Source organism: Kitasatospora sp. GP82 (genome assembly GCF_029892105.1).
Classification (GTDB): Bacteria; Actinomycetota; Actinomycetes; order Streptomycetales; family Streptomycetaceae; genus Kitasatospora.
In genome coordinates this window covers 73,214-90,063 of sequence record NZ_JARZAJ010000013.1, presented here as the reverse complement: position 1 = coordinate 90,063, position 16,850 = coordinate 73,214, and the positions used below count along the sequence as shown (strand labels likewise).

Below are 16,850 nucleotides of genomic sequence, written 5' to 3'. Positions count from 1 at the left end.
GACCCTTCAACCTGAGCCGACCCCGTCGCCCGCCCGCCGGGCGGCCTCGCTCATGCAGGGGTCGGTGAGGTCGGCAAGTCCTTCATCGCAGCTCCGTGGCTGGCCAGACAGTCGCAGGCGAAGATGGTGCGGACCGCGCGCCCGAGCTCTTCCAGGGCGGCGTAGGTGGGGTGCCTGGGGCCGCCGCGGGTGAAGCGCCGCAGCACCTGCTCGGCCTCCGCCGTGCCCAGGCGCAGGGCGGTGGCGTACTTGACCATCTGGTCGTGCCCAATCTGCTCACCCTTGCCCCTGAACGACTACCGCTTGTCCCCGAAGTGGTTCGCGTTTGCCCGTGAGGGATGCCGTGTACGCTGCCGAGCTGTGACCGAGAGCCTGCCGCCGCTGCCGCCCGTACTCGTTACCCGTCGGCTCGCCCCCGGGGTGCTGGAACGGCTCATGTCTTCCTGCGCCGTCACCCTGCACGACGACGATCTCCCCATGTCCAGGGCCGAGTTGCTCAAGGCCGTAGTCGGCAAGGCCGCGGTGGTCACCACTCTGGACGATGTGGTGGACGCCGAGTTCCTGGAGGCCGCCGGGCCCGGACTGCGGCTGGTCGCCAACCACGCGGTGGGCACCCACAACGTGGACCTGGCCGCCTGCGCCGAGCGCGGCGTCCTGGTCAGCAACACCCCGGGCGTCCTCACCGCCGCCACCGCCGACATGGCCTGGGCCCTGCTGCTGGCCGCCACCCGGCGGCTCGGCGAGGGCGAACGCTGGCTGCGCTCCGGGCGGCCCTGGGCCTGGGCGCCCGACTTCCTGCTCGGCCTGGAGCTCGCCGGTACTCCACTGGGCATCCTCGGCATGGGCCGGATCGGACAGGCCGTGGCTCGCCGCGCCGCCGCGTTCGACATGCCGGTCAGCTACCACAACCGCACCCGGCCCGCCGACGAGACCCAGGGCGGCCCGCGGTGGCTTCCGCTGGAGGAACTGCTCGCCCAGTCCCAGGTGTTGGTCGTCAGCTGCCCGCTCAACGCCGGCACCCGGCACCTGCTCGACGCCGAGCGCCTGGCCCTGCTGCCCGCCGGAGCAGTGGTGGTCAGTATGACCGCCGGGGTGGTGGACGAGGAGGCGCTGGCCGCCGCCCTGGACTCGGGCGCGCTCTTCGCCGCCGCCGTGGACAACTTCGAGCGTGAGCCCGAGGTGCCCGCGGCCCTGCTCGCCCAGGAACGGGCCGTGCTGGCACCGCACCTGGGCAGTTCCACCCTCCGCACCCGGCAGGCGATGGGCAATCTGGCGGTCGACAACGTCCTCGCCGTACTCTCCGGCGGCGCCCCGCAGACGCCGGTCGGCTGACCCCGGCGCGAACCAGCAGGGCCCCGCGCATGTGAAGGGTTTCTCCTCCGGTGGTCAGCAGGACGGGCCCGCCGCCCACTTCAGTTCCTCGGCCATCACCCGCAGCGATCCGAAGTGGGCCGCGCCCGGCTCCAGGTAGAGCTCTGCACCGGGGATGTGGTCGGCGAGCCACTGGGAGTGCTGGACCGGCGAGAACTGGTCGTCCGCACCGTGCCAGAGCCGGGTCGGGACGGTGATGTTCTCCACGGTGAAGCCCCAGTCGCTGGTGAACGCCAGCACATCGTCGATCCAGCCGTACGCGCCGTAGCGGAAGGCCTCCCGGTAGGTGCTCAGCAGCATCCGGCGGATTCCCGCGTCTGCGACCACCGATCGGTCCGTGGGCGGGAGTTCGGGTACCAGGCCCTTGATCACGGCGACCGGATCGTCCTTGATCTTCCGCGACCGGACCTGGAAGGCGTCGGCGAAGCGGTGCAGCCCGCGCTCCACCTCGCTGTACCCGCGCCGGTTGGATTCGGTCATCCCGGCGTACCAGTCGAGGCCCTCCGCGTGCCGGGGCGCCAGGCTGACCAGTACTGACACCCGGGTCACCCGGTGGGGCAGCAGGGCCGCGCAGGCCAGCGCGTGCGGGCCACCGCCGGAGCGTCCCAGGACGGCGAAGTCGGCGAGTCCCAGGGCGTCCGCGATCGTCGTCACATCGTCCGCCGCCGAGCTCACCCGGCGGCCGGGCAGTCGCGAGGAATCCCCGTACCCGGGCCGGTCGAAGGAGATCAGCCGGACGCCCAGCCGGTACAGCACCGAGGCGCGCGGCAGCGGACCCACCCGGCTGCCGGGTGTGCCGTGCAGCAGGAAGACCGGCCGGCCCTTTATATGCCCGTGGGTGTCCACCGCCAGCCTGCGGCCGTCGGCGGCCTGGACCATGAGTTCCGGCACTCGCTGTCTCCTCGGTCGGGGGGTGTAGGCCCTGGCAGCGCCCCGGGGGCGCAGGACTCTGTCTGATCGGCTGCGTGCACGGGACGGAGGGGACCGGAGCCGCACCGGACCCGGGAGGGCGGGTGACACCCTCCGCCGAGGCCGCGAGGTGTCATCTGCCCTCCACGCCCGGCTGGATCCCGGTGCCCGCTGTTGCGTGCACGCAGTTGATCAGGCAGGGCCCCGCGCCCCCGAGCTGCCGGCCGTCCGCGGAGAGGGGGACCGGCCCGGTCACCCCGCCACGTCCAGGTTGCGGACCTCGCGGCGGGCCTGCCAGGTGGTGTGCTCCCGTGAGATCGCGTCCTCGGCGTCCCGGGCGAGCCGGGCCCAGATCTCCTCGGCCTCCCCGGATTCCAGCTCCAGGCTGCCCAGTTGGGCCTCGATCACGGCGAGTTCGGAGGCGGCCAGCGAGTACGCGGCGGCCTGCGGCCGGTACTGGCGCAGCTGCGCCCAGGCGGCGATCGAGGCGGCGATGGCGGAGACCGTGCCGAGTGCGTCGTAGCTGAAGTACCCGAGCGCGCGCAGCACCGCGAGCCCGAGCCCGAGCAGCGGCAGGGCGATGCCGAGCAGGCTGGTCCAGCGGCTGGCGTTGGCGCACTGGCGGGCCTTGGCGTGGTACCACTCGCGCTGTGTCCGCACGCGTTCGCGCAGGTAGACCTCGCGGCGGACGGTCAACGGCTGGTCGCGCAGGGCCTGCATGGTCTCGGTGATCTGCGGGTGATGGGCCGGTCGCCCGACGGCCGGGCCGCGCCAGGCGTACAGTTCGGCCTGGACCTGGTCGAACTGCGGGATCGCCCGGCTTGCGCCGAACTGGCTGATAATGCCCCCGAGTTGGGCGTCGTAGAGCCGTTCGGCGTCCGGCAGTGCGCGGGGCGGTGGCTGGTAGGCGTCGGCGCGGACGGCGTACTTCCAGGAGAGCGTCTTCACCGACTCGGCGGCGGCCCGGCCCTCGTACCAGAGGCCCTGGGGGTTCTGCCGGCTGACCACGGCCGCGAGGACGACGGTGCAGAGGTAGGCGAAGGCCGCGATCCAGGCCCAGGGCCTGCCGTCCGCCGAACCGGAGGCTGCTGCCGCGACCAGCAGCAACAGCTCCCAGCGGGAGAGTGCGACGGCCCGCTGCTGCCCTTGGAGCGAGGAGGAGTCTGCTGTCCAGAAGAGCCCGGGCAGAAGCTCGCGCTCCTCGAAGCGCCGGATGGAACGCCCTGACCCCGCCATGTCGGCCCCTCTGCCGCCTTGCCGTGTACTCAGCAGGTACGTACTGCCCCGAGCGCAGGGCCGGTACGCGCACTGTCCGGCCAATCTGCGGGCTCCCGGCCCGGGGTCTCGGCGCCGGGGGCTCAGTAGGTGTAGAAGACCCGGTCGGCGTTCTCCGCCATCACCTGGGTGTTCCACTCGGTGCCGCCGTCGACGTTGCCGGAGCGGAACAGTGGCGGGGTGATGCCCTTGTCGGCCAGTTTCCCGACCGCCGAGGCCACCACGGCCTGCATCAGTGCGCTGGTCACGACGGTGGAGACGGAGCCGAAGGTGGTCCCGGCGCCCGGGTGGCTCAGCTCGCCGTCGCCGACCGCGATCTTGCTGTCGAGCACCACGTCGCAGTGGTCCTTGAGGTACGTCCCGGACGGGTGCTGGGAGGTGACCTCGCCGGGGTATGCCAGTGAGGTGACCCCGATGACCGTCAGTCCGCGCGCTCGGGCGTGCTGGGCCAGCTCGATCGGCATCACCTGGCGTCCGGAGAGCGAGATGACGAAAAGGAGATCGCCCTCGCGGGCCGGGGTGAGATCGAGCGTCGCCGGAGCAAGGCCGGAGACCCGCTCCAGCGCGCTGCCGAGCGGGGCGGGCATCACATTGACCCCGATCATGCCGGGCACGTTCAGCAGGTTGATCACCACCAGGCCGCCGGACCGGTAGACCACGTCCTGGGCGGGCAGTGAGGAGTGCCCGGCGCCGAAGGTGAAGATCCGCCTACCCTCCGCCACCGCGTCCGCCAGCAGCATTGCGGCCTGCTCGATGGCCTGGGCCTCCTCGGTACGGACGCGCTGGAGGTGGGCCACCGCGGCATCGAAGTACTGCCCGACCAGGTCGCTCATCAGATCTCCGTACCGTGGTGTGCGGCCGGAACGTCCGGCCGCAGTTCGGGAATTGCAATGGAGAAAGCTACGGCGAGCACCGTGCGGCCTGCGGCGCCCCGCTGTCAACAGGGACGAAATGCCCGAGGCATGGGGTCTGCGCGGCTCGGGTTGTCGCTTCAGTACGTCAGAATTGGCGGTGAGGACACCGAGGAACGGAGCCGGCTGCGATGTCTGGGCTGATCGACACCACTGAGATGTACCTTCGCACCATCCTGGAGCTGGAGGAAGAGGGCATCACCCCGATGCGCGCCAGGATCGCGGAGCGCCTGGAGCAGAGCGGCCCCACGGTGAGCCAGACCGTCGGCCGGATGGAGCGCGACGGCCTTCTCCAGGTCGCCGGCGACCGGCACCTCGAACTGACCGAGGACGGCCGCCGTCTCGCGGTCCGGGTGATGCGCAAGCACCGCATCGCCGAGTGCCTGCTGGTCGACGTGATCGGCCTGGAGTGGGAGCAGGTCCACGAGGAGGCCTGCCGCTGGGAGCACGTGATGAGCGAGACGGTCGAGCGCAAGGTGCTCGCCATGCTCGGTCACCCCACCCAGTCCCCGTACGGCAACCCGATCCCCGGTCTGGACGAGCTCGGCGACGCCAAGGCCGAGGGCGAGGGCTTCGACGCCGCCCTGGTCGCCCTCGACGCGGTCAAGCCCGGCGAGGCCGGGATCAGCGTGGTGGTCCGCCGGATCGGCGAGCCGATCCAGACGGACGAGGACTTGATGCGGACGCTCCGCCGGGCCGGCGTCCGCCCGGGAGCGACGGTCCAGGTCTCGGCCGGCGTCGGCGGCATCCTGGTCGGCAGCGGCGCCGGCGCGGCCGAACTGGGCAAGGACATCGCCGCTCACGTCTTCGTCGCCAAGCTCTGAGGCCGCGGCTGCGCCGGCACAGGAATGCCGAGGAGCTCGGTGCATCCCCGTGCACCGAGCTCCGCGACCCTCCCCGCTTCCCTCCCTGATCCCCCGGTCCGTGTCACTCGACCGCCCCGAGCGCGATCGGTACCACGGCCCCCCGGCTTCCTCCCCGATCCACCACGCTCGGCTTCCCCGTCCGAGCGCCCTCCCGGGTGCCCCCGGCTTTCCCCCGGTCTCCCCGGCCCTGCTGTCCCCTTTTGTGGCCCTGTTGCCGCCGTCCTCCTGTCTTCCGGTCCGCCCCTCTCGTCGGAATTCCTCCCCTCGGCAGATCGCGGCAATCCTTGAGTGCTGTCACTCGTACGAGGGGCTTTTCGCAAGTGACGATCGGGTACACCGGTCTCTTATCCGCACGTGCGTCTGACGGACCCCGCCCCCGGTGGGAGACAAGGCCCGTCAGATGCGCGCGGGGTTTCGCGCAGCGCCGCCCGTCACCCGATAGGCGCAGGACGGTGATCCAGGGAGGGCCGATCGGCCCTGTCCGGGGCGGATCCACCCGGGTCGGTCGGCTCAGCGCACCGCCACCGGCTGGACGTTCGGGGCGGTCATCGCTGCGCCGCCGCGGCCGCAGGCGTAGGCGAGCGGGCTGATCAGCTCGGCGGCGTCCGGCAGCCAGCGGTTGATCGCGGACGGGGGCCGGGCCCACTGGGCGTAGCGGAACGGACCGATGCGGGACGGCGGGGCGACGATGTAGTCACCCTCGCCGCGTGCCACCAGGTCGAGCCGGCCGGGTGCCCAGCCCAGCTTGCGCAGCAGCTCCGGCAGTTTGCTCTGCACCCCGGGCAGCACCAGGAAGTGCAGCCGGCGCCCGACCTGCCCGGCCGCCGCCGGGGCGGCCACCACAGGGCCCAGTTGCAGTCCCATCCGCTCCATCCGGGCCAGTGCCAGGCACCCGGCCAGCTCGGGGACGTCCAGAACGTCGAAGACGCGGCCGGTGGGCAGCAGGATCGAGGCCGACGGGCTCTCCGTCCACCAGCGCCTGACCACGCCGGGCCCGGCGCTGGCCCGACGGCGCCAGTCGGCACTGACGGGGTGTGCGCCGGGCAGCGCGCAGTTCAGGTCGCCGCACGAGCAGCGCGCCGGTCCTTCGCCGTCGATCAGCCATGCGCCGGGGGCGACCTCCCAGTGGCGGTCCTCTGCGTATCTGACGGCTTCGATGAGCAGTTGGGGCAGGTCCTGCTCCTGAGTTCCTGGGGTGTCTTCCACGTGCTGCTCAACTACCGTCTGTGAGTGGGGTTACGGCTGGGACCTGGGCGGTCAGCGTGCCGGATGCGATGTCACCCGTACCGGTGAGACGGCCGACCCGGCGGGGCGCAGTACAGCCGGGTGGGGGTCGCGCCCGGCGCAGCGGGGGGCGCACAGGGGCATTTGGCAGGGCGCGTGGGGAGCGGGGCCGTCACCGTGGGTATCCCGCAGGTGTTGCTGATCGCTAGCCTGGGGTCAGAAGCCTTGTCCGGTCGGCACGTCGGCACCAGAGCATGCAGAATCGTCGCCCTCCGGTCAGGGCCGGGGGCGTGGGGAGGCGAAACCCATGGCCGCGAGACCACTTGTCGCACGGCAGCCCAACGAGCGCTTGCAGCAGCTGATTCAGGAGGCGAGCTGCTCGAATGCGGGCCTCGCCCGCCGGGTGAATCTCTGCGGCGCGGAGCACGGGCTCGACCTGCGCTACGACAAGACCTCGGTCGCCCGCTGGCTGCGAGGGCAGCAGCCGCGCGGCCAGGCGCCCGCCGTGATCGCCGAGGCGCTGGGCCGCAAACTCGGCCGGAGCGTCACGGTGGACGAGATCGGCATGGCCGACGGCAAGAACCTCAGCTCGGGCATCGGTCTCCAGTTCGCGCCCACGCTGAGCGCCGCGCTGGAGCAGGTCTGCGAGTTGTGGCGCAGCGACGTCGGCCGCCGCGAGTTCCTGACCGGGGCGACGGTGGCGGCCTCCGCGCTGGTCGAGCCCAGCCGGGACTGGCTGATCACCCCGCCCGACCCGGTGGTGGCCCGGACCGGCGGCCCTCGGGTCGGCCCCGCCGATGTGGCGGCGATCCGGGCGACCACCCAGATGCTGGTCGAGTTGGACCACCGCTTCGGCAGCGGGCATGTGCGCCCGGTGGTGGTGCACTACCTCAACAGCGTGGTCTCCGGCCTGCTCGCCGGTGCGTACCGGGAGGAGACGGGCCGTCATCTGTTCGCGGCCGTCGCCCGACTCACCGAGCTGGCAGGGTACATGGCGGTGGACACCGGGCAGCCCGGGCTCGCCCAGCGGTACTACATCCAGGCGCTGCGCCTGGCCCAGGCGGCGGACGACCGGGGGTACGGCGGCTATGTGCTCGCCGCCTCGATGAGCCACCTGGCGGCGACCCTCGGCAATCCGCGTGAGATCGCCCAACTCGCCCGCGCCGCACAGGAAGGCGCCCGTGCGGTGGCCACCCCGACGGCGATGGCGATGTTCTACGCGGCGGAGGCCAGGGGCCATGCCCTGCTCGGCGACGCGCGCTCCTGCGAGGCGGTGGCCGCCAAGGCGCTGGCCGCGATGGAGCAGCGCAACCCCGAGGACGACCCGGACTGGATCGTCCACTTCGACGAGGCGTACCTGGCCGACGAGCTGGCGCACTGTCACCGGGACTTGGAGCAGGCGGCCCAGGCCGAGCGCTACGCCCGTACCGCTCTCGAACTCCACCCGCCGACCAGGGTGCGGCGCCGTGCCGTGGACTTGGTGCTGCTGGCCACCGCTCAGCTCCAGCAGCGGGAGGTCGAACGGGCCTGCGAGACGGGCGCGCAGGCCGTCCGGCTGCTCAGCGGACTGCGGTCGAACCGGGGTGTGGAGTACCTGGACGACTTCCGGCGGAGGCTTGAGCCGTACCGGGACAACCGGGTGGTACGGGAGTTCCAGGCCCGGGTCGACGTGGAGGCCGCGTGAGAGAAGCCCGGCCCGCGTAGTCACCCGTGCCGGTGAACAGGTAGCGTGGGCCTGATATTCGGCATTGGAAGCGTTGTTCGGCGGCGCAAGCGCCGCCGGGATCGCCGAGGCAGCCGAGTAGTCGTGGTCCGCCGTCAGCGAGCGCGCGGAAGAACCGAGGAAGGCCCGGGTGCAGACGCGGTTGAGACGGTACAGGCGGTATGGGGCCGCCCGGAGGCTGTCGCCTGCCCGCGCATGCCAGGTGCCGTGCACAGGTGAGGAATCGCGTTGAGCCAGCGCCGCTCGTACTCCAGCTCCAATGACTTCAACCTGGACGACCTCTTCCGGCCCGAGCCGGGAGGCGCGCAGGGTGCGCCACCGCCGCAGCAGCAGGACGTGCCGACCGAGCAGTTCCAGGGCGGTCCCGAGTACCTGGGCGGTGGCCCCGAGGGCGCCGTACCGCATCAGGGCGGGCAGCCGCACCAGGCCGGGCTGCAGACCGATGCTGCCTCGACGCAGTACCTGCCGCCATACCCGGCCGGTGGCCCGGCGGCCGGCGGTGGGCTGCCCCAGCCGCCGATGCCGGGCCAGCCGCCGATGGGCGGCCAGGCCTCGTACGGGGGGCAGCAGGGCTTCGGCGGGCAGCAGCCGTCCTTCGGGGGGCAGCAGCAGTTCGGCAGCCCGCAGCAGAGCTTCGGCGGGCAGTCGGGCGTTCCGGGGGCGGCCCAGCCGTCGATGGGCGGCCAGCAGAGCTTCGGCGGCCAGCAGCCGATGGGCGGCCAGCCTTCGTACGGGGGGCAGCAGACCTTCGGCGGACAGCAGTTCGGAGCGCAGCAGCAGCCGTACGCCGGTGCGCCCGCGCAGGGCTTCCAGCCCGCTCCCTCGGCGTACGCGCCCGGCGCGGAGGACGGCGGCGGCGGGCGCCGCTCGAACAAGCTGCTGATCGGCGGTGTGGCCCTCGGCTGTGTGGCGGCGGCCGTCGTGGTCGGCCTGCTGATGAGCAGTGGTAACGACAAGAGCGCCGGCAAGGTCGCCAAGACGGCACCGGTCGCCAAGGTCGACAGCAGTGCGCCCGCCCCGACGGGCACCGGCGGCGCGGCGGCCAACCCGGAGCTGCAGACTCAGGCCCAGGCGCTCTCGGACCTGCTGGGCAAGGCCAGCTCCAGCCGGCAGGCCGTCATCGGCGCGGTGGACGCGGTCGGCAAGTGCCAGCAGCTGCCCGAGTCCCAGCAGGCGCTCACCCAGGCGGCGGCCCAGCGCGACCAGTTGGTGGCCGGCCTGAACGGGCTCAAGGTGGACAAGCTCCCGAGCGGCGCACAGCTGGTCGAGCAGCTGCAGAAGGCGTGGCAGGCATCCGCCACCGCCGACCGCGAGTACGCCGGCTGGGCCGGCGACTCGGTGGCCAACTGCGACGCGGCCAAGAAGGACAACCCGCACTACAAGGCGGGCACCGACGCGAGCGGCGCGGCGACGACGGCCAAGACCCAGGCATCCAGCCTCTGGAACGCCATCGCCGGCCAGACCGGTCTGCCCACCAAGGACAAGAGCGAGCTCTGATCCACGGCGGGCCGCCCCGCGCCCCCGGGTCAGTTCCCCTGGGCCGGGGGCCTGCCGCCGGCGAGGACCCAGCGGACGTCGACGAAGCCCTGCTGCTGCTCGGTGAGGCGTCCGCCCCTGACCTGCTGGTAGGTGACCGAGGTGTTCACCAGGCGGGGCGAGTCCGCGCTGGCGAGCATGCTGGTCATGCCCCAGCCGAGCGGCGGGGTGGCGCCGGCGGTGTCGATCGACTCGCCGCTGTCCAGGACGTTGCGCAGTGCCTTCGCCGTGATGGGCTTGCCCGCGCCGATCCGCGCGGCGGTCTGCTGGACGACCTCGTACGCGACCCAGGTGGTCTGCACGCCCGGGTCGGACACGTCGATGGGGACGGCGCCGTCGCCGTAGCCGTGCACGGTGGCGCGCAGCGCGTCCCAGACGTGCGAGCTCTCGGGCGGGTACCAGCCGGTCGCGTAGGCGCTGCCGAGCGGTCCGCTGTCGCCGCCGGTGGAGTCGACCACCGACTGCTGGAAACTGCCGATCACCGAGGCCAGCAGGGTGTTGCGCGGCCCGAGCCGCCGGTACGGGTCGAGCAGGTTGGAGGTCGGCTCGGGACCGAGGGCGTTGGTGATGCAGTTGCCCTGCCTGTCATCGCCGATGGCCTTCTCGGCGATGGGGGTGTAGTCGCTGGACTGCTCGGGTGCCTTGAGGTCGATCAGCTTGACCTTGGCGGGCTTGAGCGCCCCGGCGAGGTAGCCGAGCAGGGTGTCGCCCGCGCGGGTGTCGGGGCGGATCAGGGTGACGGTCTTGCAGCCGGCCTCGACCAGCTGCAGTCCGCTGCCCGCGAGCAGCGCGGGGGTGCCGCCGTTCACCGGGTAGGAGAGCGGGCTGCTGAACTCCGGCGTGGAGAGTCCGTACCCGCCGATGAAGGGGATTCCGGCGGCCTCCAGGGCCGGGACGAAGTTGCTGCCGAACTGGCTGTACGAGCCGACCACGGCGGCCGCGTGCGCGGTGACGGCCTGCCGGGCGCAGGCGGTGGCGCCGTCGGCGGTGTTGTGTTCGTTGCAGGTCAGGATGGTGACCTGGTGTCCGGCGAGGCCGCCCTTGGCGTTGAGTTCGCGGCCGATCGCCTCGGCGAGCGCGGTCATGCCGGGCCGGTCGGCGGCGCCGGTGTCGGCGGGTGCCCAGGTCATCAGGGTGATCTGGTGGTCCGCGTCCGCGGCGGCGTCGGCGGGGCCGCCACAGGCGGAGGTGGCGAGGAGTGCGGGCACCAGCGCGGCGGTGGCAGCAAGCGCCCCCATGGTGCGCCGGCGGCGGCAGGCAGGCTGTCGGGCGCTGGAAGAGTGCCGCCGTTCGGGATGTCCGCTGGGTTCCATGATGGTTGCCCCTCCCCGGGATACTGGCATACGTCCGCATCCAGCCTTGACCCGGACGTGTTCAGGGAGAGGGACGCGGAACGAACGTCGGACCAACGGGACGGGAACTCCAGGCGTGCAGCTTGGGCGACGCGTGTAGAACGCGTGTGGAGGTCGAACCGTGAGGGAACGTACGATCGTTGCCCATGTCCGCCAGTTCAGATTCTTCGTACCGGTCTGCCCGAAACTCTTCTCGTGGTGGGCACCGCTCCAGCACGATGGGCGGCATGCCGCTCAACGACCTGCCCTGGTGGCGCTGGCGCGCCCGACTCCGCTCGGCGCTGCACATGCTGTCCGACCCCGCCTTCCAGCAGCAGACCTGGCTGGCCGGGCGGACCGGCTACGGTGATGTGACCGACGCCGTGTACCGGCTGGTCGAGGACACCTGGCTGGACCGCTGGTCGGCCGAGAAGTACGTCGGCACGATCTTCCGGGACAGCGGCGAGGCCGCCCTGGTGGACGTCGCCGTGCTGCGGGTGCTGCGCATCCTGCACGAGGTCGGCGCGGACGCGCCCACCGCGAGCTACCTGGCCCACCCCGGCTGGCCGGAGGCGGTCGGGGCGGCCCGTGAGGCGCACGTCCGGCTGGCGGTGAGCGACGGCGAGGACCCGGACGCGGAGCCGCGCTCGCTCGAAGTGCTGCGCATCCTCACCAAGGTCGGCTAGCCGTCGGCCCCCGGGGGACGCACGGAAGCTTCGGGGGCAGCCCCCAAGCAAGCAGGGGCGCGGGGGTTCTGGGGTGGTGTTCCGGATGACGGGCAGCGCGACGAGACCCGTCCGGTATGTGACACCCTGGACCGCCTGCGCACCCACCGACCTCAGAACGGGAACCCCCACAGTGGAACAGCAGCCGGCCAGCACCCAGTACGTCCTCACGCTGTCCTGCCCCGACAAGCAGGGGATCGTGCACGCGGTCTCCAGCTACCTCTTCATGACCGGCTGCAACATCATCGACAGCCAGCAGTTCGGGGACGGTGCCAGCGGACTGTTCTTCATGCGGGTGCACTTCTCCGCCGAGCAGCCGGTCAGTGCCGAGAAGCTGCGGGCCAGCTTCGCCGCGATCGGTGCCTCGTTCCGGATGGACTGGCAGATCCACCCGACCGACGAGCGGATGCGCATCGTCCTGATGGTGAGCAAGTTCGGGCACTGCCTGAACGACCTGCTGTTCCGCACCAGGATCGGCGCGCTGCCGGTGGAGATCGCGGCGGTCGTCTCCAACCACACCGACTTCCGCGAGCTCACCGAGTCGTACGGCGTTCCGTTCCACCACATCCCGGTCACCAAGGACACCAAGGCGGAGGCCGAGCAGCAGCTGCTCGACCTGGTTGCCGAGGAGAAGGTCGACCTGGTCGTGCTGGCCCGCTACATGCAGGTGCTCTCGGACGACCTGTGCAAGGCGCTCTCCGGCCGGGTGATCAACATCCACCACTCCTTCCTGCCGAGCTTCAAGGGCGCCAAGCCGTACCACCAGGCGCACGCCCGGGGCGTGAAGCTGATCGGCGCCACCGCGCACTACGTCACCGCCGACCTGGACGAGGGCCCGATCATCGAGCAGGAGGTGGCCCGGGTCACCCACGACGTGACGCCGGATCAGCTGGTCGCGCTCGGCCGGGATGTGGAGTGCCAGGCGCTGGCCCGCGCGGTCAAGTGGCACAGCGAGCGCCGGGTACTGCTCAACGGCAGCCGCACCGTCGTCTTCGGCTGACCGCCCCGGCGCACCTGGGCAACGCCTTCAGGGGCGCGGGGAACTGCGTGACCAGCCCACTACGAAGGTGCAGGGTTTCTCGCGCAGTTCCCCGCGTCCCTCAAAACCACCGCAGTTCCCCGCGCCCCTGGGGTGCTGCGTGGCTGGTCGGGTGCCTTGAGCCCTGTGGGGGGCGTCAGGGCCGGGAGAGCAGGGGTGCCGCTCGCAGGACCTCTCGGATGGCGGCGCGGTCGCCGAACTCGCCGACCATCAGGTGGTCGGGGCCGTGGTGGGCGGCGGCGAGTCGGCAGAAGTCCAGGCCGTCCAGCACCATCGAGGCGATCGGCTCGGCGTGGTCCGGTGGTGACTCGGGGCCGTCCAGCGGGATGAGCCACTCGCCGCCGCCCGGTCCGTCCGCGACCAGCCTGACCACCCGTCCGCGCGGCGCCGGGCCGCCCACCCCGGCCGGTTCGGGCTGCGGCCGGCGCAGTACGGCCAGTGCGAGCGGGAGCATCCGGGCAGCCAGGTCGATCATCGAGCGCAGGTGCCTCGGCACCGGCGGCGCATACGGGTAGTCCACCGCGCGGGCGATGTCGTCACCGTGGATCCAGCATTCGAAGGCCCGGTCCACGAAGGCGTCGCGCAGCGGCACGCTGGCGAAGCCGAAGTCCACCAGCGCACCGCCGTTGGCCTTCAACGCGGCGCCGCGGACCAGGGCATGGCTCTGCCGCCGCCACATCGCGCGGACCGCCGCAGGTCCGGAACCGGCCCGGTCGGCCATCAACCGCCCGGTGCGCTCCAGCACCCCGAGCGGCCCGCCGCCCTGCTGTCCGCCGCCACGCGGCAGCACCTGCTCGAACGGCTCCGCCGCCTGTGCCAGGACGTTCTGCGGCGGCACCCGGGCCGGAACCGCGGCCGGCGCGGGCGCTCCGGCGACCGGGTCCGGCAGCCCGAGGGCGGGTGCCAGCAGGCCGTCGACCGCCGCGAGGTGACAGAGCACTTCGGCCGGACGCCAGTGCTGCACCCCGCCGTACCAAGGGAGTTCGGCGACCTCGTGCCACTCGTCCGGGCCGAGGTCCCGGAGCAGGGCGTCCAGCTTGGCGCTCTCGGTCGCGTACGGGGCAGCCCACGGCGGGACGGGCAGCTCTGCGGGACGGCGGGCGAGGCACCAGTCGAGCACGTGCTGACGCAGTGCCCCTGGCGGGTCGAGCGGGTCGTCGGTGGAGAGCCGAGCGGCCGCGTCCCGCAGCCGGGCGGCCTCCTCGGCGCACTCCGGGCAGTCGGCCAGATGCTGGGTCACCTCGGCGGCCTCCCGGCGCGGGCAGGCGTCCAGCGCCCAGGCGCCGAGCAGGGAGCGCAGGGTCTCGTGCTGTGCGCCGTCGATGCTCATGAGCCCGCTCCTGCCGCGTCCGTGCGCCCCGCGCCTGGCTGCTCCCATTTCGTGCGCCCGGCGCGTTCCGCCGTCTCCTCCTCGCAGAGTTCACCGGCCAGCAGTTCGAGTCCGAGCCGGATCCTGTGCTTGGCGTCCTGTTCGCTGATGCCGAGCCGACGGGCCGTCTCCTGATAGGTGCGGCCGTCGAAGTACGTCACGGCCAGGCTCTCGCGCAGCGGGTCGGGCAGGGACTCGACCACGTACTGCACCCTGGCCGCGGTGGCGCGGGCCCGCAGCTCGCGGCCGTCGGTGTGCATCAGCCGCAGCCGGTCGAGCGCCCGACGGCGGGTCAGCGCGCCGAGCCAGGAGCGCAGCGAGCCCTGGGCCGGGTCGAAGGCATCGGGGTGCTCCCAGAGGTGGGCGAAGACCTCGCGGGTGAGCTGCTGGGCGGCGCTCCGGTCGTCCAGGATGCAGCCGGCGAGGCCGTGGACCAGCGGGCCGAAGCGGTCGTACAGCTCACCGAGGGCCGTCTCCTCGCCGCGGGCCAGCCGCCACCGGATCTGCTCGTCCCAACTCGGGGCGGCCCGGCTCGGGGTGGGCTGTGCGGCGGCCATGGCACCCTCCCTCGTCCGTGGATCAGGCCGGTCTGCCGGGCCGGTGCCTCGCGGCTGAGCCCTGGGTGTTCGGAGCCGGTCAACGCGTATCCGGTTCCACGTTATCCCGGGGCCTTTCCGGCCCGCGGCGAAATCGTACGAAGAAGGGGAGGAAATACGTCCGATCGTCAGATCGCGATATCGGCGCCGTTACTGCTGTTGCTGCCGTTCGATCGGCGGTGGACACATGTGGGAAGGGTGGTTCGCTCGTGGCGATCGCGGGATCCGGGGCTGGTGGCGGTACGTTCGTTACGCTCGCGCAGCAGGGTGTGAACCGGGCCTCGTCGGGCCACCGGACGAGCGCCGGTGCGAAGCTCGTCAGGGTGAGCGGGACAGTATGCACTGCACTGTCCCTCGATCGCTGGAATATGCCCGAAGCGCTTGCTGCGTCCGATCGACCGGATCATCCTGAGGCGTATTCGTGACGAAGCCATGGGCGGTTCGAGCCATGGGCAGTCCGATCGGGCCTCGGGATGCCTGTGGCCTGCCGGACCGGCGTGATCAGGTGCCCTGCTGCCCGGGTCGGGCGGCAGGGAGTGTGGCCGAACTGCGAGTGCGGGTGGTGGAGCGGTGCAGGTACTTCAGGTGCAGCTGGCGGTCCAGGCGGACCCGGCCGAGGTGGGCAGGGCACGCCGGTGGGTGCGCTCGCGGCTCCAGGGCCAGGGCGTGGAGCTGGACGCGCCGCTCGCCGAGACGCTCGTCCTGGTGGTGTCCGAGCTGGTGACCAACGCGGTGGTGCACACCGGCTGTCCGGCGGTGCTGAGGCTCTCCATGCCGATGTGCTGTCCGGGGGTGGACCCCGAGGGTCCCTCGGCGGACGTGTCGGTGCGGGTCGAGGTGGCGGACGCGAGCCGTACCGCCCCGGCGCCCAGGCACGCGGCCGGGGACGCGACCAACGGCCGCGGGCTCGAACTGGTCGAGATGCTCTGCGACCGCTGGGGCTGGTATCCGGACGGCTCGGGCAAGCGCGTCTGGTGCGAGATCGGCCCGGCCCCGACGGGCGACCGCCAGGCCGAGCAGGCCCCGGCCGCCGGTGTGTACGCCCGCTGAGCCCTCCGCCCGGCAGGGAGGTTGACGCGCCCGCCGACGCTTCCCGGGGTGCCGATGCTCCCCGGGCTGTGGAGCACGGCAGGCGCCGGTCCGAGCCCCGTCGCGCGGGACGCGCTTCCTCAAGCCGGGCGTGCTCCTCGGGATGGGCGCGCATCCTCAAGACAGAAGTGCGCCGCAACCATTCCGAATTTCAGACAACCCATTGACGTGACGTATCCGACTGATCACTCTTGGGTGCAGCTCTCCGTTGCGAGGGGACGTCGAGGGAGCACCCGAACCGGGTCAGCAGGGGGAATCAGGGGCTGCCGGTCGCATGGGTGTGCTCCTCGGCGAGTGCGGAGTGCTCGTGCGCGGGTTCAGGGCCCGCGCGTCCTGGAGGGATGGCGGCCCGTACCGTGCTCGGGGCGTGTACGACGCGCCGCCATCCGCTCCGGCTGCCGCCCACGGGATGCCCGTCACCACCGGCGCGCGGCTGCTGGCCCTGATCGGCCTGTTCGACGTGGCCGGCACGATCGCCAGCGGCTGGTTCACCGACCGCTTCGACTCCCGGGTGCTGCTCACCACCTACTACGCGCTGCGCGGGCTCTCCCTGTTCCTGCTGCCGCAGCTCTTCGCGGGTTCGCTGAAGCCGCCGATCCTGGCCTTCGTGATCTTCTACGGCCTGGACTGGGTGGCCACCGTCCCGCCGACGGTCGCGCTCTGCCGCCGCCACTTCGGGGCCGACGCGCCGATCGTCTTCGGCTGGGTGCTGGCCTGCCACCAGGTCGGCGCCGCGCTCGCGGTCTCGGCGGCCGGGCTGGCCCGCGACCACTTCGGCAACTACGACCTCGCCTGGTACGCGGTGGGTTCCCTCTGCCTGGTCGCGGTGCTGCTCTGTCTCGCCCTGCGGCGCCGACCCGCCGTTGTCGTAATGGGCGACTAGGCT

At 72.2% G+C, this 16,850-nt stretch carries 14 protein-coding genes and 2 pseudogenes; 8 read left to right on the top strand and 8 right to left on the bottom strand.

The genetic code is table 11. The features are described from left to right. Window positions 1–98: 98 nt before the first annotated feature. Window positions 99–266 (bottom strand): annotated as a pseudogene (locus P3T39_RS15710) (Tn3 family transposase); the annotation flags it as partial. Between the two features lie 94 nt (window positions 267–360). Between P3T39_RS15710 and P3T39_RS15705 the strand changes: the two are divergent. Beyond that, window positions 361–1,332, top strand: coding sequence for a D-glycerate dehydrogenase (locus P3T39_RS15705; RefSeq protein ID WP_280698207.1), 972 nt, complete (start codon window positions 361–363; stop codon window positions 1,330–1,332). Window positions 1,333–1,386: 54 nt separating this feature from the next. On the opposite strand, the gene P3T39_RS15700 is transcribed toward P3T39_RS15705, so the two are convergent. From P3T39_RS15700 to P3T39_RS15690, 3 genes are all read right to left on the bottom strand, one after another. Next, window positions 1,387–2,262, bottom strand: coding sequence for an alpha/beta hydrolase (locus P3T39_RS15700; protein WP_280698206.1), 876 nt, complete (start codon window positions 2,260–2,262; stop codon window positions 1,387–1,389). Window positions 2,263–2,532: 270 nt separating this feature from the next. After that, on the bottom strand, window positions 2,533–3,516 hold the full coding sequence (locus P3T39_RS15695) for a DUF4231 domain-containing protein (protein WP_280698204.1): 984 nt from the start codon (window positions 3,514–3,516) through the stop codon (window positions 2,533–2,535). A gap of 122 nt (window positions 3,517–3,638) precedes the next feature. Beyond that, window positions 3,639–4,388: an SIS domain-containing protein gene (locus tag P3T39_RS15690; protein ID WP_280698203.1), complete on the bottom strand. Its 750-nt coding sequence runs from the start codon at window positions 4,386–4,388 to the stop codon at window positions 3,639–3,641. A 209-nt stretch (window positions 4,389–4,597) separates the two neighbouring features. Here P3T39_RS15690 and P3T39_RS15685 point away from each other — a divergent pair, with 209 nt between their 5' ends. Then, the gene (locus P3T39_RS15685; protein WP_280698200.1) at window positions 4,598–5,290 is read left to right on the top strand and encodes a metal-dependent transcriptional regulator; all 693 of its coding nucleotides are present in this window, start codon (window positions 4,598–4,600) and stop codon (window positions 5,288–5,290) included. A 552-nt stretch (window positions 5,291–5,842) separates the two neighbouring features. Here P3T39_RS15685 and P3T39_RS15680 read toward each other — a convergent pair. After that, the gene (locus P3T39_RS15680; protein ID WP_280698199.1) at window positions 5,843–6,538 is read right to left on the bottom strand and encodes a bifunctional DNA primase/polymerase; all 696 of its coding nucleotides are present in this window, start codon (window positions 6,536–6,538) and stop codon (window positions 5,843–5,845) included. A 325-nt stretch (window positions 6,539–6,863) separates the two neighbouring features. On the opposite strand from P3T39_RS15680, the gene P3T39_RS15675 reads away from it, so the two are divergent. Both P3T39_RS15675 and P3T39_RS15670 read left to right on the top strand, forming a co-directional pair. Then, complete coding sequence (locus P3T39_RS15675; RefSeq protein WP_280698197.1) at window positions 6,864–8,240, top strand: transcriptional regulator; 1,377 nt, start codon at window positions 6,864–6,866, stop codon at window positions 8,238–8,240. A gap of 267 nt (window positions 8,241–8,507) precedes the next feature. After that, on the top strand, window positions 8,508–9,776 hold the full coding sequence (locus tag P3T39_RS15670; RefSeq protein WP_280698195.1) for a hypothetical protein: 1,269 nt from the start codon (window positions 8,508–8,510) through the stop codon (window positions 9,774–9,776). Between the two features lie 29 nt (window positions 9,777–9,805). Here the strand turns inward: P3T39_RS15670 and P3T39_RS15665 are convergent, their stop codons facing one another. Then, window positions 9,806–11,053, bottom strand: a complete 1,248-nt coding sequence (locus P3T39_RS15665) for an ABC transporter substrate-binding protein (protein ID WP_280698194.1) — start codon at window positions 11,051–11,053, stop codon at window positions 9,806–9,808. Between the two features lie 260 nt (window positions 11,054–11,313). Here P3T39_RS15665 and P3T39_RS15660 point away from each other — a divergent pair, with 260 nt between their 5' ends. Together P3T39_RS15660 and purU are read left to right on the top strand one after the other, a co-directional pair. Beyond that, window positions 11,314–11,832, top strand: a complete 519-nt coding sequence (locus P3T39_RS15660; protein ID WP_280698192.1) for a hypothetical protein — start codon at window positions 11,314–11,316, stop codon at window positions 11,830–11,832. A 172-nt stretch (window positions 11,833–12,004) separates the two neighbouring features. Next, window positions 12,005–12,871, top strand: coding sequence for a formyltetrahydrofolate deformylase (purU, locus tag P3T39_RS15655; protein ID WP_280698190.1), 867 nt, complete (start codon window positions 12,005–12,007; stop codon window positions 12,869–12,871). Between the two features lie 175 nt (window positions 12,872–13,046). Here purU and P3T39_RS15650 read toward each other — a convergent pair whose 3' ends face one another. Together P3T39_RS15650 and P3T39_RS15645 are read right to left on the bottom strand one after the other, a co-directional pair. Continuing rightward, window positions 13,047–14,240: a zf-HC2 domain-containing protein gene (locus P3T39_RS15650; protein WP_280698189.1), complete on the bottom strand. Its 1,194-nt coding sequence runs from the start codon at window positions 14,238–14,240 to the stop codon at window positions 13,047–13,049. Further along, window positions 14,237–14,836, bottom strand: a complete 600-nt coding sequence (locus P3T39_RS15645; protein ID WP_280698188.1) for a sigma-70 family RNA polymerase sigma factor — start codon at window positions 14,834–14,836, stop codon at window positions 14,237–14,239. The genes P3T39_RS15650 and P3T39_RS15645 overlap by 4 nt, the downstream gene beginning before the upstream one ends. 609 nt (window positions 14,837–15,445) lie before the next feature. Between P3T39_RS15645 and P3T39_RS15640 the strand changes: the two genes are divergently transcribed. Continuing rightward, window positions 15,446–15,925 carry an ATP-binding protein gene (locus P3T39_RS15640; protein WP_280698184.1) on the top strand — a complete coding sequence of 160 codons (480 nt, stop codon included), beginning with the start codon at window positions 15,446–15,448 and terminating at the stop codon, window positions 15,923–15,925. 430 nt (window positions 15,926–16,355) lie between these two features. Beyond that, a pseudogene (locus P3T39_RS15635) lies at window positions 16,356–16,847 on the top strand (MFS transporter); the annotation flags it as partial. Window positions 16,848–16,850 lie beyond the last annotated feature (3 nt).

Bases quoted from the DNA above. Each gene is read 5' to 3' on its own strand.
- P3T39_RS15650 (WP_280698189.1), bottom strand. From the start codon at position 14,240: ATGAGCATCGACGGCGCACAGCACGAGACCCTGCGCTCCCTGCTCGGC.
- P3T39_RS15675 (WP_280698197.1), top strand. From the start codon at position 6,864: ATGGCCGCGAGACCACTTGTCGCACGGCAGCCCAACGAGCGCTTGCAG.
- P3T39_RS15660 (WP_280698192.1), top strand. From the start codon at position 11,314: ATGTCCGCCAGTTCAGATTCTTCGTACCGGTCTGCCCGAAACTCTTCT.
- P3T39_RS15690 (WP_280698203.1), bottom strand. From the start codon at position 4,388: ATGAGCGACCTGGTCGGGCAGTACTTCGATGCCGCGGTGGCCCACCTC.
- P3T39_RS15695 (WP_280698204.1), bottom strand. From the start codon at position 3,516: ATGGCGGGGTCAGGGCGTTCCATCCGGCGCTTCGAGGAGCGCGAGCTT.
- P3T39_RS15685 (WP_280698200.1), top strand. From the start codon at position 4,598: ATGTCTGGGCTGATCGACACCACTGAGATGTACCTTCGCACCATCCTG.
- P3T39_RS15665 (WP_280698194.1), bottom strand. From the start codon at position 11,053: ATGGGGGCGCTTGCTGCCACCGCCGCGCTGGTGCCCGCACTCCTCGCC.
- P3T39_RS15645 (WP_280698188.1), bottom strand. From the start codon at position 14,836: ATGGCCGCCGCACAGCCCACCCCGAGCCGGGCCGCCCCGAGTTGGGAC.